This is a genomic window from Halobacterium wangiae (genome assembly GCF_021249345.1).
GTDB classification, from domain to species: domain Archaea; phylum Halobacteriota; class Halobacteria; order Halobacteriales; family Halobacteriaceae; genus Halobacterium; species Halobacterium wangiae.
Genome location: NZ_CP089588.1, coordinates 280,216 through 293,656, shown reverse-complemented (window position 1 = coordinate 293,656; position 13,441 = coordinate 280,216). Strand labels below are relative to the sequence as shown.

Annotated in this window: 10 protein-coding genes; 6 read left to right on the top strand and 4 right to left on the bottom strand. The window is 69.3% G+C overall.

Annotated elements, in window-relative coordinates:
* Positions 1-21: 21 nt before the first annotated feature.
* The 4 genes from LT965_RS01490 (at position 22) to LT965_RS01475 (ending at position 5,650) form a co-directional block, all read left to right on the top strand.
* Positions 22-1,224 carry an MFS transporter gene (locus tag LT965_RS01490; protein WP_232702247.1) on the top strand — a complete coding sequence of 401 codons (1,203 nt, stop codon included), beginning with the start codon at positions 22-24 and terminating at the stop codon, positions 1,222-1,224.
* Between the two features lie 120 nt (positions 1,225-1,344).
* Complete coding sequence (locus LT965_RS01485) at positions 1,345-2,493, top strand: XdhC family protein (protein ID WP_232702246.1); 1,149 nt, start codon at positions 1,345-1,347, stop codon at positions 2,491-2,493.
* Between the two features lie 139 nt (positions 2,494-2,632).
* Positions 2,633-3,181 (top strand): (2Fe-2S)-binding protein, encoded by a 549-nt coding sequence (locus tag LT965_RS01480; RefSeq protein ID WP_232702245.1) that lies wholly within the window; start codon positions 2,633-2,635, stop codon positions 3,179-3,181.
* Positions 3,182-5,650 (top strand): xanthine dehydrogenase family protein molybdopterin-binding subunit, encoded by a 2,469-nt coding sequence (locus tag LT965_RS01475; protein ID WP_232702244.1) that lies wholly within the window; start codon positions 3,182-3,184, stop codon positions 5,648-5,650.
* 72 nt (positions 5,651-5,722) lie between these two features.
* Here LT965_RS01475 and LT965_RS01470 read toward each other — a convergent pair whose 3' ends face one another.
* Both LT965_RS01470 and LT965_RS01465 read right to left on the bottom strand, forming a co-directional pair.
* Complete coding sequence (locus LT965_RS01470) at positions 5,723-6,226, bottom strand: SRPBCC family protein (RefSeq protein ID WP_232702243.1); 504 nt, start codon at positions 6,224-6,226, stop codon at positions 5,723-5,725.
* Positions 6,219-7,115 carry an FAD binding domain-containing protein gene (locus LT965_RS01465; RefSeq protein ID WP_232702242.1) on the bottom strand — a complete coding sequence of 299 codons (897 nt, stop codon included), beginning with the start codon at positions 7,113-7,115 and terminating at the stop codon, positions 6,219-6,221. Before LT965_RS01465 ends, LT965_RS01470 begins: the two co-directional genes overlap by 8 nt.
* Positions 7,116-7,314: 199 nt before the next feature.
* On the opposite strand from LT965_RS01465, the gene LT965_RS01460 reads away from it, so the two are divergent.
* On the top strand, positions 7,315-8,550 hold the full coding sequence (locus LT965_RS01460; protein ID WP_232702241.1) for an amidohydrolase family protein: 1,236 nt from the start codon (positions 7,315-7,317) through the stop codon (positions 8,548-8,550).
* A gap of 33 nt (positions 8,551-8,583) precedes the next feature.
* Here the strand turns inward: LT965_RS01460 and LT965_RS01455 are convergent, their stop codons facing one another.
* Positions 8,584-9,867 (bottom strand): cytosine deaminase, encoded by a 1,284-nt coding sequence (locus tag LT965_RS01455; protein WP_232702240.1) that lies wholly within the window; start codon positions 9,865-9,867, stop codon positions 8,584-8,586.
* 90 nt (positions 9,868-9,957) lie between these two features.
* Between LT965_RS01455 and codB the strand changes: the two genes are divergently transcribed.
* Positions 9,958-11,334 (top strand): cytosine permease, encoded by a 1,377-nt coding sequence (codB, locus tag LT965_RS01450; RefSeq protein ID WP_232702239.1) that lies wholly within the window; start codon positions 9,958-9,960, stop codon positions 11,332-11,334.
* Between the two features lie 31 nt (positions 11,335-11,365).
* Here codB and LT965_RS01445 read toward each other — a convergent pair whose 3' ends face one another.
* Positions 11,366-13,297, bottom strand: coding sequence for a CocE/NonD family hydrolase (locus LT965_RS01445; RefSeq protein ID WP_232702238.1), 1,932 nt, complete (start codon positions 13,295-13,297; stop codon positions 11,366-11,368).
* Positions 13,298-13,441 lie beyond the last annotated feature (144 nt).

Below are 13,441 nucleotides of genomic sequence, written 5' to 3'. Positions count from 1 at the left end.
CGGGGCCACCCACCGGGAGTCGTGAACGACGACTCGTCGCGCCGCGTGCTGGCGGCTGTGTTCCCCGCTGGCCTCCCGAACCGGGCGCTGGTAGTGCTCGGCGTCGGTCTCTTCGGCATGGGGCTGGCCGTCGGCAGCTACGGCGCGGCGGTCACACGACTCCTCGAACGGGGCGTCGCCCCGGGCGTCGCGGGCCTCGGGATGACGCTGTTCCTGCTCGGCCAGCTCGTCGTCGTGGCGCCGGCAGACCGCCTCACGCGGACGCGGCGCTCGGCACTGGTGGCGACCGTTGGCCTGCTCGCCGGCGCCGCCGCCGTCGCACTGTCTTCCGTCGGCACCGTCGGCACCACGCTCGTAGCTCGCGGACTGCTCGGTCTCGGCCAGGGTGCGGCGTTCGTCGGCGCGATGAAACACGTCGGACGGCGGACGCCCGGGGACCTCGTGGCGACCGCGCAGGGACTGCTCGGCGCGCTGTTCACGCTGGGGCTGGCGGTCGCGCTGGCCGTCGCCCCGACGACGTTCGACGCAGTCGGCGTCCCGGCGTCGATGCTCGTCGTCGCCGTCGTCGTCGCTGTCGGTGCCGCCGGCGCACCGTTCCTCGACAGGGGGCAGAGCGAACCGCTCGTCCCCGTGCGCGCCTACCTCGCGCCGCTCCGCTCCCGGGTCGGGCTCGCGCTCGGCCTCGGCAACATGGCGACGTTCGGCTTCCTCATCGTGGCGACGACTTGGTACGTCGACGCCCTGGAGGGCGTCGCGGGGGTGCCTGCCACCGCCACGCTGCTCGCGTTCGCGGCGACCACCGTCGTCGGTCGCGCCCTCGGCGGCCTGCTGGCTGCCCGCCTGGGCGAGCCTGCGGTCGTCCGCTGGTCGCTGCTCGGTCTCGCCGCTGCCCTCGCGGGGATGGCCGCGGGCGTCCACTACGGCGTCCCGGCGCTGCTCGTCGTGGGCGTCGCGGGCACCGGCTTCGGGTTCAGCGTGCCGTTCGGGCCGCTGTTCGCGCTCGCGTTCTCGAACCTCGCGGACGACGCCGGGGTGACGCTGGTCGTGATGCTCGCCGTCGGCAACGCAGGCGCGCTCGCTTACCCGTGGCTCGTCGGCGAACTGGTGGCCGCGACGGCGACGTACGCGACGGGGTTCGCCGCGATGAGCGCCACCGTCGTCGGCATCTGGGTGCTCTGGCGGAGCGCGATCGGCGGCGCCCCCGCGGTGACGCTCGACGACTGAGTACCGGGGGTACTCTCGTGACCGAAACCAGCCACCCGGCCGACTGACCGAAACTACGAGTGGTTACGTCCGGGCGGATTCGTGGATACGTCTAAGTGTGCGCGGGTGAAAGGCGTTCACATGGATTCCGACGACCCGTGGAGCGTGACCGACCGCGACCTCCACGACCGACTCCGGAGCCTCCGGGACGCCGACGCGACGGCCGCCGTCGCGACGGTCGTCGACGTCGAGGGGTCGGCCTACCGCCGCCCCGGTGCGAAACTGCTCGCGCCTGACGACGACGACGCGCTCGGCGCCATCACCGCCGGCTGCCTTGAGGGACCGGTCGCCGAACTCGCCGCCGACGCCCGACAGACCGCGGCCTCGGCCGTGGAGACGTTCGACCTGATGGACGACGACGAGTGGGGCCTCGGCCTCGGCTGCAACGGCATCATCGACGTTCTCGTCGAACCGCTGGACGACTCCTACGACCCGCTGCTGGCGGCGCTCGCCGACCGCGAACCGGCGACCGTGCTGACCGTCGTCGAGAGCGACGACGAGACGGTTCCCGTGGGCGCGCGCACCGTCGTCACCGCAGACGGGCCGCGAACTGGCGACGACCGACCGGGACTCCCCGCGGACGTCCTCAACGAACTGCGCGACGCCTCGGCGGACGCCCGGGAGTCCGGGTCGAGCGGCGCCGTGACCGTCGAGCGGGCGGCCGGCGACCTGCGCGTGTTCGTCGACGGCGTCGAACCCGCGCCCGACCTCCTGCTGTTCGGCGCGCAGAACGACGTCCACGCGGTCGCGCGGTTCGGCGCGGAGGCCGGCTTCAGGGTGACCGTGGCGTCCGCGCGCGGCGCGCGCGCCAGCGAGGACGCGTTCCCGCACGCCCACCGCGTCGTCGGCACGCACCCGAGCGACGTCGACGAGGTCGTCGAGGCGCCCGAGCGCACGTACGCGGTCCTGATGTCGCACAACCTCATCGACGACCAGCTGGTCCTCGAGACGTTGCTCCGGGAGACCGAGGTGCCGTACGTCGGACTGATGGGGCCGCGGGAACGCTTCGAGGAGATCCGGGACGCGGTCGCCGAGGAGGGGACGACGTTCACGCCCGGGGAACTCGACCGCGTGTCGACGCCGGTCGGCCTCGACCTCGGCGACGGCAGTCCGACGGGCATCGCACTGAGCGTCGTCGCGGAGGCGCTGGCCGTCGCGAACGACGCCGCGGGCGGGCGACTCCGCGAGCAGTCCGGTCCCATCCACCCGCGCACCGACCCGACGCCGTGAGCGCTCGACCATCGCCGGGTTCGTGACCTGACTGCGAGCGAACGGGGGTCGTTCGCTCCCCGAATCCGTTCGCCGCCCGGCGGTCCGCTCCCGTTCTCAACGAAACTATAATGAGCGGCCGTTCCTTCTTGTGGTGTACATGAGCAGTGAGAGCAGTTCACAGAGTCTCGACCGTCCCACCGAGGAGCTCACGCTCTCGGTGAACGGTGAGACCATATCGACGACCGTGGAGCCCCGCCTGAAGCTCTCGGACTTTCTCCGTCGCGAGTGCGGGCAGCGCGGCGTGCGCGTCGGCTGCGAGCACGGCGTCTGCGGCGCCTGTACGGTACTCGTCGACGGGAAGAGCACGAAGAGCTGTCTCACCTACGCCGTCCAGGTCGACGGCGCCGAGGTGACGACCGTCGAGGGGCTGGCGACCGACGGCGAACTCCACCCCATCCAGGAGGCCTACCACCAGGAGCACGCCCTCCAGTGTGGCTTCTGCACCAGTGGGTTCGTGATGGCGACGAAGGAACTCCTCGACCGCAACCCCGACCCCGACAAGGGCGAAGTCAAGGAGGGACTGGCGGACAACATCTGTCGCTGCACGGGCTACCAGAACATCTACAAGGCGGTCGACCGGGCGGCCGACGAACTGATGGAGGCCCCTAGCGACGACCTGTCGGACCGCACCGGAGGTGGCGAGTAGATGTCCGGCGCCGAGTCACCGACCGAACCGGGAACCGAGACGGACACGCACGTCGAGCGGGAGTCGTTCGTCGGGTCGGGCCTCGAACGCGTCGAGGACCACCGCATCCTCACCGGCGAGGCCGAGTACATCCACGACATCGAACCGGAGAACACCGTCCACATGGCGCTCGTCCGCAGCGTCCACCCACACGCGCACGTCGAGGACGTGGACACGAGCGCCGCAGAGGACCATCCGGACTGCCTGCTCGCGCTCACCGTCGACACGCTGAAAGAGGAGTACGAGCCGATGCCCTGCGGTCTGAAGGGGTTCGAGGAGTGGTCGCTGGCCGACGACAAGGTCCGGTTCGTCGGTGAACCCGTCGTCGCAGTCGTCGCGAAAGACCGCTACGCCGCCGAGGACATCGTCGACCTCGTCGACATCGAGTACGACCAGCTCGACCCCGTGGTCGACCCGCTGGATGCCCGCGAGGACGAGACGCTCGTCCACGAGCACTTCGGCTCGAACGTCGCCGACAGCGAGACGCTGGACTTCGGCGACGTCGAGGGCGCCTTCGAGGAGGCTGACAACGTCATCGAGCGGGAGTACTCGTGGGGCCGCATCTCCGGTGTCCCACTCGAGACCGCTGGCGTCGTCGCGACGTACGACCCCGACCACGACGCCTTCGACATCGACTGCAACATCCAGCTCCACACGCTCGTCGACGACACCATCTACGAGCCGCTGGGCTACCCGCCGGAGAAGGTGAACCTGGAGGTTCCACCGGACGTCGGTGGGAGCTTCGGGACGAAGATCGCGATCCACCGCTACTGCACGCTCGCCGCGATGGCGTCCCAGCAGCTCGACGGGCGGCCCGTGAAGTTCGTCGAGGACCGCATCGAGAACCTCCAGGGCGGGGACATGCACTCCTCCGACCGCGACTACCGCGTGCGCCTCGCGTACGACGACGACGGCACCATCCGCGGCCTGGACACGTGGTTCGTCGACGACTTCGGCGCGTTCCCGCACTATCCCGTCAATCAGGCGCTGAAGCCGCTGTCGGTCGTCACGAACGCCTACGACATCGAGAACGTCCGCTACGACTACGAGATCGCGCTGACGAACAAGACAGCCCAGACCGCCTACCGCGGCTTCGGCGTGCCGCCACACCTCCACGCCCTGGAGATGGTCGTCGACGAGGCGGCCCGCGAACTCGGCGTGGAAGCCACGGACCTCCGGCGGCTGAACCTCATCCAGCCCGACGACATGCCGTTCCGCCTCCCGACACACAACATCTACGACTCCGGGGACTTCCCGGCGGCACTCGACCGCATCGAGGAGATCGTCGAGGAGCGAGAGGTCTGCGAGGGCGGCCTGCTCGACCCCGACGTCGTCGAGCAGAAGCGCGAGGAGGGGAAGTACCGCGGCTACAGCCCCACCGTCCACATCGAACCCGGCGTCTCCGGCTCCGACTGGACGGACCGCCAGCGCACGGACAAGGACGCCCTCGAGGCCCGCGACCGCGAGGACGTCTCCGAACTCCCCGAGCACTTCCGCATCGAACTGATGGAGGACGGCACCGTCCAGTCGTACCTCGCGACGGACACCTCCGGGCAGGGCCACCAGACGCTCGTCACCCAGTTGCTCGCCGACGGCCTCGGCGTGCTCCCGAGCGACATCGAGGTCGGCTACCTCGACAGCGTGACGGCACCGACGGAGTACGGCACCGCGGCCTCCCGGATGGCCGTGATGCTGTCGGGCGCCACCGAGGGCGCCGCCCAGAAGCTCCGCGAGAACTGCCGGAAGCTCGCCGCGCAGCGCGAGTTCGGCTGCGACGTCGACGACGTGGTCTACCGCGACGGCGGCGTCGAACGCGCGGACGGCTCCGAACGACTCACGCTCGCGGAACTCGCGGAACTCGACTCGGGCCAGAAGAACGAACGCCTCACGCGGGTCAGCTACGACTACGAGCACCCGACGACGAGCCTCCCCGAGTTCGACGAGGCGCTCACCCGGAAGTTCCCGGTCTACCCGACGGCCGCGTTCGCCGCGAACGCGCCCATCGTGGAGGTCGACACTGACACCGGCGAGGTCGACATCCTGAAGTTCTACTCGCTGCGGGACTGTGGCACCCGCCTCAACCCCACCATCGTCGACGGCCAGGCCCACGGCGGTCTCGCGCAGGGCCTCGGCGCGGCGCTCATGGAGGAGTTCGAGTACGACGACGAGGGCCAGCCACAGGCCATCACCATGTTCGAGTACCTCCTCCCGTCGACGAAGAACATGCCCGACGTCGAACTGGAGCACTCCGAGACGCCGTCGCCGTTCACCGCCACCGGCGCGAAGGGCACCGGCGAGGGCGGCATGATCGACGGCCCCGCGGCCATCGCCTCCTCCATCAACGCCGCGCTGGCCGACCAGGGGATCGTCGCCGACCAGATCCCGATGACGCCCCACCGCGTCCGGAAGCGCCTCCGCGACGGCGAGTAACCGCTCGGCGCTCTCTTCTCACCGAAGTGCAGCGGTCGCTGTCGAAGTAGGAGAACGGAGAAGGAGGCCGCGTTACTCGTCCAGGCTCGCCGTCGCGTCCGGCTTCGCGCTGATCTTCGACTCCGCGGGGACGCCCTCGTCCGCGAGTTCCTCGAGGTCGTCGAAGAAGTTGTTGACGAGGCGCTCGGCGACGCTGCCGAGTGCGCGCTGGCCGAGGCTCGCGATGAGCCCAGAGACGTTCGTCTCGGCGTTCCACGTCGCCGTGGTGCCGCCGTCCTCGTTCTCGAGGAGGTCCATCTCCGCGACCGTCTCGAAGGAGTTCCGCGACGCGTCGCCGCCCGCGTGCATCACGAGGCGGTTCGGTGCGTCGGCCTCCACGACGGTCATGTCCACGTCGAACGTCGGCTTGACGCTGCCGACGCCGACGGCGACGGTCGCCGACAGCTCCGACTCCGAGTGCTGTTCGATGTGGTCACAGCCCGGCGCGCACTGCGCCAGGATGTCGGGGTCGGTGAAGTACTTCCACAGTTCTTCCGGTTCGTGCTCCGACTCGAATTCGCCTGAGAACTCAATCATTGATAGCTCGTTTGTATGCTGCCTGCAGGGAACGACGGGTGTATTCGCCGGCCAGTTCGACCTTCCACTCCTCGTCTGCGTGCATCTCGGGGGAGGGGTCGGCGGCCTCGTTGGCGGCCGCTTCGGCCTCGTCGAGTGCGTCCTCGTCGAGCGTCGTCCCCTCGACGGCCGCCTCTGCGTCGGGGACGTGGAGCGGGACGTCCGCGACGTTCGCCAGCGCGACGCGCGCCTCCTCGATCTCCGGGTCCGCCGCGTCCGGGTCGTCCACGCGGACCGCCGTCGCCGCGCTCACGGTCGGGAACGTCTGGGCGGCCCGCTTGAGCGTCTCGAAGGCCATGCCCGTCCGCTCGACCGGGAACGGCTCCCGGGAGACGGTCGCGCCAGTGACGAGTTCGTCCGGGCCGAGGTCGGTGAACATGTACGCGATGAAGAACTCGCGGGCGGGCACGGTGCGCTCGCCGTCGTCCTCGGAGACGACGTGGAGGTCGGCGTCGAGCGCGACCAGCGCGGCGGGGTAGTTGCCGGCGGGGTCGGCCTCGGCGACGCTCCCGCCGAGGGTCCCCCGGTTACGGACGCTCGGGCCGGCGATCTGCTCGGCGGCCTGGGGGACCATCGGGAGCACGTCCCGGAGGTCGTCAGCGAACTCCAGGTCGCGGTGGGTCGTCATCGCGCCAACCTCGACCTCGTCGTCGCCGATGGAGACCCCGGACAGCTCGTCGACGCGGTCGAGGTCGACGAGGTGGTCGGGGGTGGCGAGTCGGTTGGCCATGATGATGCCGAGGCTCTGGTTGCCGGCGAGCAGTTCGGCGTCGTGGCCGAGGTCCGCCAGCAACTCCGTGGCCTCCGAGACGGACGACGGTCGGTGGTACTCGAAGGTCGCCGGCTTCATGGCGTGCGACCTCCGGCGTGCGGGGCGCCTCTCTCGTCAGGGGGTGAACGATACCTGCACATGTATCTCACGTGGATATCCGGTAATCCGGTCGGACGATTGTGAAATACGCTCCAGGCTGCTATTAAGCGTTTTGCTAACCCGTCCCAAGGAGTCGCAGTCGGCGAGCAGTTAAGGAACCGCTCGTCCATGAGTGTCTATGGCACACGACCTCCTCCTCAGGAACGCTCGACTGCCGGACGGCCGAACGGCGGACGTCGCCGTCGACGGGCACGCCATCGCCGCTCTCGACGCCACGGGCGCCGACGCAGCACGCGAACTAGCTGCAGAGGGTGGCCTGCTCGCGCCGGGGTTCGTCGACTGCCACGTCCACCTCGACAAGGCGTACATCGCCGACGAACTCCCCGACAACGAGAGCGGGACCCTCGGCGAGGCTATCGCGAACATCCACGACAGGAAGCGCGAGTACACCGTCGAAGACGTCCGCGAGCGCGCCGGGCGCGCCATCGAGGCCCACGTCCGGAACGGCTGTACCCGCATCCGCACGCACGTCGACGTCGACACCATCGGCGGACTGACGCCACTCCGCGGCGTCGTCGAGGCCCGGGAGGCGTGGGCGGACGTCGTCGACGTGCAGGTGGTCGCGTTCCCACAGGAGGGAGTAGTCCAGGACCCCGGCACGGCGGAACTGCTCGCAGACGCGCTCGAGGAGGGCGCCGACGCCGTCGGTGGCATGCCGGCCAACGAACGCAGCGACGCCGACACTCGCGAGCACGTCGACGCCTGCCTCGACATCGCCACCGAGTACGGCGTTCCGGTGGACATGCACGTCGACGAGACGGACGACCCGACCGCGCGCTCGCTGGAGTACCTCGCCGCGGAAGCGATCGACCGCGGCGTCGAGGACGTGACCGCCGGCCACACGTGCGCGCTGGCCGCCTACGACGACGCGCACGCCGCTCGCGTCGTCGACCTGCTCGCCGAGGCCGGCGTGAATATGGTGACGAACCCGCCGACGAACCTGCTGCTGCAGGGCCGTCACGACGGACACCCGAAGCGCCGCGGCATCACCCGCGTGGACGAACTCCGCGAGGCGGGCCTCACGGTCGCCGCGGGCCAGGACTGCATCCGGGACGGCTTCTACCCCTACGGCCGCGCGAGCATGCTCGAGACGGCGCTGCTCACCGCGCACGCCGCGCACCTCCAGACGCCCGCGGAGCGCCGCGTCGCGTGGGAGATGGTCGGCGCGAACGCCGCCCGCGTGATGGACGTCGACTACGGCCTCGAGGAGGGCGCTCCCGCCACGTTCAACGTCTTTCCGCCGAGCGTCGAGACGCCGACGGACGCACTGCGGGAGGGTGTAGCCCCGCGGTACGTGCTGCACGAGGGGAGCGTCGTCGCGGAGAACGAGGTTCGGTCGGCGGTGGTCGCGTAGTCGGATGCCGTGGGGCGTTCGGCTATCCGCCGGTCAGCGGTGGAAGTCCACGTCGACGTCGCCGGATTCACGGCTGACCGTCGTTGTCGCGGGTTCGGTGCGGGCGATGGGTCGGCCGTCCTTGAGCACGAGGCGGCGGGGCGCCTGCGTGCGGAGCGCGTTGAAGCCGTCCGGGCTGTTGTAGACGACGAGCGAACCCTCGTTCCCCTCCTCGAGGCCGTAGGAGTCGACACCGAACACTTCGGCGTTCGCGTGCGTGAGCATCTCCCAGATGGGTTCGACGTCGCCACGGCCGCTCATGTGGGCGTAGTGCAGGAGGACGAACGCGGCGTCCAGCGGGTCGCCGACGCCGTAGTGGTACCACGGGTCCATCACGGAGTCGTGGCCGATGCCGACGGTGACACCGGCGTCGCGGAGTTCGTCGACGCGGGTGTGGCCGCGGCGCTTCGGGTAGTCGTCGTAGCGACCCTGGAGGACGCTGTTGTCCGGCGGGTTGGTAATCACGGTAGCGCCGGACTCCGCGAGCAGTGAGACGACCTTCCCGGCGTAGGCGTTCGGGTAGGAGTGGAGCGCGGTCGTGTGGCTGGCGGTGGTTCGGTCGCCCATGTCGCGCTTGATGGCCTCGCTCGCCAGCACCTCGGTGAACCGCGACCCGGGGTCGTCCGTCTCGTCGATGTGCAGGTCGATGCGGCGGTCGAAGCGCTCCGCGAGGTCGAACGCTGTCTGGACGTCCCGCACGCCGTCCTCGCGGGTGTGTTCGTTGTGCGGGATGCCGCCGACCACGTCGACGCCCATCTCCAGGGCCTCGACGAGCAGGTCCTCGTGGTGGTCGGCGGTGTAGACGCCGTCCTGCGGGAACGCGACCACCTGGAGGTCCACCAGGTCGTCGACTTCCTCGCGGAGATCGAGGAGTGCTTCGACGGCGGTGAGCGACTCCTCGGTGGTGTCGGCGTGCGTGCGGACTCTCGTGACGCCGTGGGCCGCGAGCCACTCCACTGTCTGCGTGGCGCGCTCCTGGACGTCGTCGTAGTCGAGGTCCTGCTTGTACTCGGCCCACGTCTCGATGCCCTCAGCCAGCGTCCCCGAGTCGTTCCAAGAGGGGTCGCCCGCCGTCAGCGTGGCGTCGAGGTGGAGGTGCGGTTCGATGAGCGGCGGCGTCACGAGGCCGCCGTCGGCGTCCGTGTGGTCGGCCGGGTCGAACGCCCCGGGGTCGCCCTCGCCCGCCGGGACGACGCGTTCGACGACGCCGTCGCGTACCGCCACGTCCACGCGCGTGCCGTCCAGCGTTCGTGCGTCGGTAACGATGTGGTCTGCCATCGAGTTCACCTCACGTTCGTGGAGTAAATGGCTGTCGCTGGGTGGCAAAGAAACAGTAAAGTGCCCTGGGTGTAGTTACCACTCGTCACCATGGCATCCGGAACAGACCAGAGCTGGATTCGAACCGTGATATTCGGGAAGGAGAACCTGCCGGACCCAGACTGGCCGACAGACCACGTGCCAGAGAACGAACGTCGGAGTCTATTGAGCATCTCCGCGGTGCTCCTCGGTTTCGTCTTCTTCGCCGGCACCCTGTGGTCGGGCGCCGAAGTGGGTGCGGCGCTCGGCTTCGGCTCGATGCTCACCGCCCTCGCTGTCGGGAGCATCATCCTCGGTCTCTACGTGGCCACACTCTGTGCCATCGGCGCGCAGACGGGGCTCACGACGGTACTGCTCTCGCGGTACACCTTCGGCCGACTCGGCGCGAAGTGGGCCGACCTCCTGCTGGGCGGGACGCAGATCGGCTGGTTCGGCGTCACTATCCCACTCGTCGCCATCCCGACAGCGAAGTTCTTCGGCGTCAACACGCCCACGTGGGTGTCCGCGCTCATCCTCCTCTGGGGCGTGTTCCACCTTGCGACGGCCTACTTCGGCTACGAGGGCATGGAGAAGCTCTCCCTCGTCGCCGTCCCCATCCTCCTGGTCGTCGGCCTGGTCTCCATCGGCATCGCGCTCCAGGACACCGGTGGCCTCGGGGGACTGATGGAGACGACAGGGTCCGCCGGTTCGATGACGTTCGGCGCCGCCGTCACCATCGTCGTCGGCACCTTCATCTCGGGTGGCACGCAGGCGCCCAACTGGGCCCGATTCGCCGAGTCCCGACGGATCGGCTTCTGGGCGGGGCTCATCGCGTTCCTCGCGGGCAACAGCTTCCTGTTCATCAGCGGCGCCGTCGGCGGCGCGGTGTACGTCGACACCGGCGGGGACCTCTACGAGGTGCTCGCCGTCCAGGGGCTCGCCGCAGTGGGGCTCCTCGCGCTCATCCTCAACATCTGGACGACCAACGACAACGCGGCGTACGCGTTCGGCGTCGCGGGTAGCGAGGCCTTCGAGTTCGACCGCAAGCGCCCGTTCGTGCTGGCTGGTGGCGCTATCGGTATCGCGCTCGCGCTGTTCGGCGTCGATGGGATGCTGGTCCCGTGGCTCGCCACGCTCGGCCAGTACGTCCCGCCGCTCGGTGGCGTCCTCATCGCCGACCTCCTGCTCTGCTGGCGCCTCGACATCCCGCGGATGGAGGAGGTCGACTTCGCGAGCGTCCGGGCCGTCCCGGTGGTCGCGTACGTCGTCGGCTGTGTCGTCGCGGCGCTCACCGCGGGAGCGGTCATCCCCGGCGTCGATGCGCCACAGCTGATTCCCGGCATCGCGGCGCTCAACGGCATCATCGCAGCCGTGCTCGTGCAGGTCGCTGGCCACTACGGCCTCGAACGGAGCGGCGTCGTCTCCACACACGACTCCGAGACGTTCTGAAAAGAGACGGTCGCGGTCTTTTTCTCCGCCGCTACTCGCTGCTCGGCTGGAGGGGGAGTTCGATGTGCGTCGGATGCGTCGCCGAGTGGTGGACGGTGTTCTCCGCGACCTGGTAGTCGTCGTCCGTGTACAGCGGGCCGCCCGTGTTCGGGTTGACGTCGAAGCGCGGCCAGTTCGACGAGGAGATGTCGAGACGGATGCGGTGGCCGGCCTTGAAGCGGTTCGCCGTGTCGTACGGCTCCATGTAGAACTCGTAGACGTCGCCGGGTTCGACGAAGTCGGCTTCGTCGCGGTAGCCCCGGAAGCGCGCGCGGCAGATGGAGTCCGAGAGGTTCAGGTCGTAGCCGTCGGGGTAGTCCTCGGACTCGGGGTGTTCGTCGATCAGTTTCGCCGTGAAGTCCGTGTCCGGGGCGTCCGTCTCGCCGAAGACGCGGACGCGAATCGGGCCCGCGATCTCGACCGGTTCCTCCAGCGGCGGCGTGCGGAAGACGAGCACGTCGTCGCGCTGGCTGAGCGGGCCGTACGGTTCGCTGGCGCCGAAGGTGTCCTCGTCCGTGCGCTGGTCGTAGCCGCCGCGGCCAGCGAAGTCGATGATGTTCCGGTCGCCCAGCGGGTACGCTCCCACTGGCTCCTCGCGCGGCTCGTAGGTGAGATAGGAGGAGGTGTTGCCGCCGATGGTCGGGACCGGGTCCTCGGGGTCGTACTCGTAGGACGTGTACGACTCGCTCGCGGACGGCTGCTCGGTGGAGAGCGTGCCGTCGCCGTGGGCGTAGAACTTCGTCATCTCCGTCCCCTCGGGTGGCCACTCGTCGGCGCTGCGCCACTCGCCGCCGTGGAACAGGTTGCCCTCGTCCGTCTGGTGGCCGTCGCCCAGCCCCATCATGAAGTACTGGACGCGGGGCAGGTCCCAGGAGTCCTCACCCAGGACGTAGTGGTCGAAGAACTGCTTGCGCGTCTCGCGGTAGTTCATCGTCGCGTTCTCCCCGAACGCCAGGTCGCCAGCGGTCGGGTGCTCCCACGTCAGTGGCGGGAACAGCAGGTTCTCGCTGTGGTCGTGGCCGCCCGGGAGGCGCGCGAGGTGCGTCCACGGTCCCATCAGGAGGTAGTGGTCGCTGTCCTTCCGGTCGGCGAGGCCGACGAAGTTGTCGCAGGTCGCGCCCGTGTAGGAGTCGTACCAGCCGCCGGAGTACACCGTCGGGACGTCGGCGGACTCGTCGTAGTAGCGCTCGAAGTTGACGCTCGGGTTCTGCCAGTAGTCGTCGCTCGCCGACGCCGTGGTCATGATCTCGAACGCCCAGTCCTCGTACTGGGGCAACTCGGCGAGCGCGGACTCGCCGCGCTGGATGGGGCCGTTCTCGAACACCTCGCGGACGTCCACGTCCGCGAACACCTGCTGGACGTCCGGGTCTGCGAGGCTCTCGTGGGCGAAGCCGGCGCCGAGCGTGAGCGCCCACGACAGCCAGCGCTGCTCGAAGGCGCCGTTGTGGCGGAACGTCTTCTTCCGGCCGTTGGCGGCGCCCATGTTGACGAACATCCCGGCGAGGCCGTTGGGGTCCTGCGTGGCGAGTGCGTTCTGCACCCAGGCGCCGTAGGAGGTCCCGAGCGTGACGACGTTCCCGTCGCAGAACTCCTGGTCGGCGAGCCACTCGACGGTGTCCGCGCCGTCCTCCGCCTCGTCGCTGTTGATGTAGAACTCGCCCTCGCTGTCGAAGCGCCCACGAACGTCCTGGATAGCGATGACGTACCCCCGGGAGGCGTACCACTCGCCGTGACGGGTCCGCCCACCCGTCTTGTCGTAGGGCGTCCGGTCGAGGATGACGGGCCGCGGTTCGTCGATGGGTTCGCGGGTGTCCGGGTCCGCCGGTCGGTAGATGTCGGTCGCCAGTCCCGTGCCGTCACGCGCCTCGATCATCACGTCGAGGTCGGCGTGGACACTGTACGCTGGTTCGCTGGTGCTCGCCATACGTCAACGACCGGTAGCATCCGCAAATACGTTTCCCCCCAGGCAACCCGATAACGACACGTTGTCCCCCGGAATTGGCGGCAGTTTTATAATGTATGTTAGTAGAGAAAGGTACGTGCCCGGTATGGATGCGAACCACACACA

Bases quoted from the DNA above. Each gene is read 5' to 3' on its own strand.
- LT965_RS01485 (WP_232702246.1), top strand. From the start codon at position 1,345: ATGGATTCCGACGACCCGTGGAGCGTGACCGACCGCGACCTCCACGAC.
- LT965_RS01480 (WP_232702245.1), top strand. From the start codon at position 2,633: ATGAGCAGTGAGAGCAGTTCACAGAGTCTCGACCGTCCCACCGAGGAG.
- LT965_RS01475 (WP_232702244.1), top strand. From the start codon at position 3,182: ATGTCCGGCGCCGAGTCACCGACCGAACCGGGAACCGAGACGGACACG.
- LT965_RS01470 (WP_232702243.1), bottom strand. From the start codon at position 6,226: ATGATTGAGTTCTCAGGCGAATTCGAGTCGGAGCACGAACCGGAAGAA.
- LT965_RS01465 (WP_232702242.1), bottom strand. From the start codon at position 7,115: ATGAAGCCGGCGACCTTCGAGTACCACCGACCGTCGTCCGTCTCGGAG.
- LT965_RS01460 (WP_232702241.1), top strand. From the start codon at position 7,315: ATGGCACACGACCTCCTCCTCAGGAACGCTCGACTGCCGGACGGCCGA.
- LT965_RS01455 (WP_232702240.1), bottom strand. From the start codon at position 9,867: ATGGCAGACCACATCGTTACCGACGCACGAACGCTGGACGGCACGCGC.
- codB (WP_232702239.1), top strand. From the start codon at position 9,958: ATGGCATCCGGAACAGACCAGAGCTGGATTCGAACCGTGATATTCGGG.
- LT965_RS01445 (WP_232702238.1), bottom strand. From the start codon at position 13,297: ATGGCGAGCACCAGCGAACCAGCGTACAGTGTCCACGCCGACCTCGAC.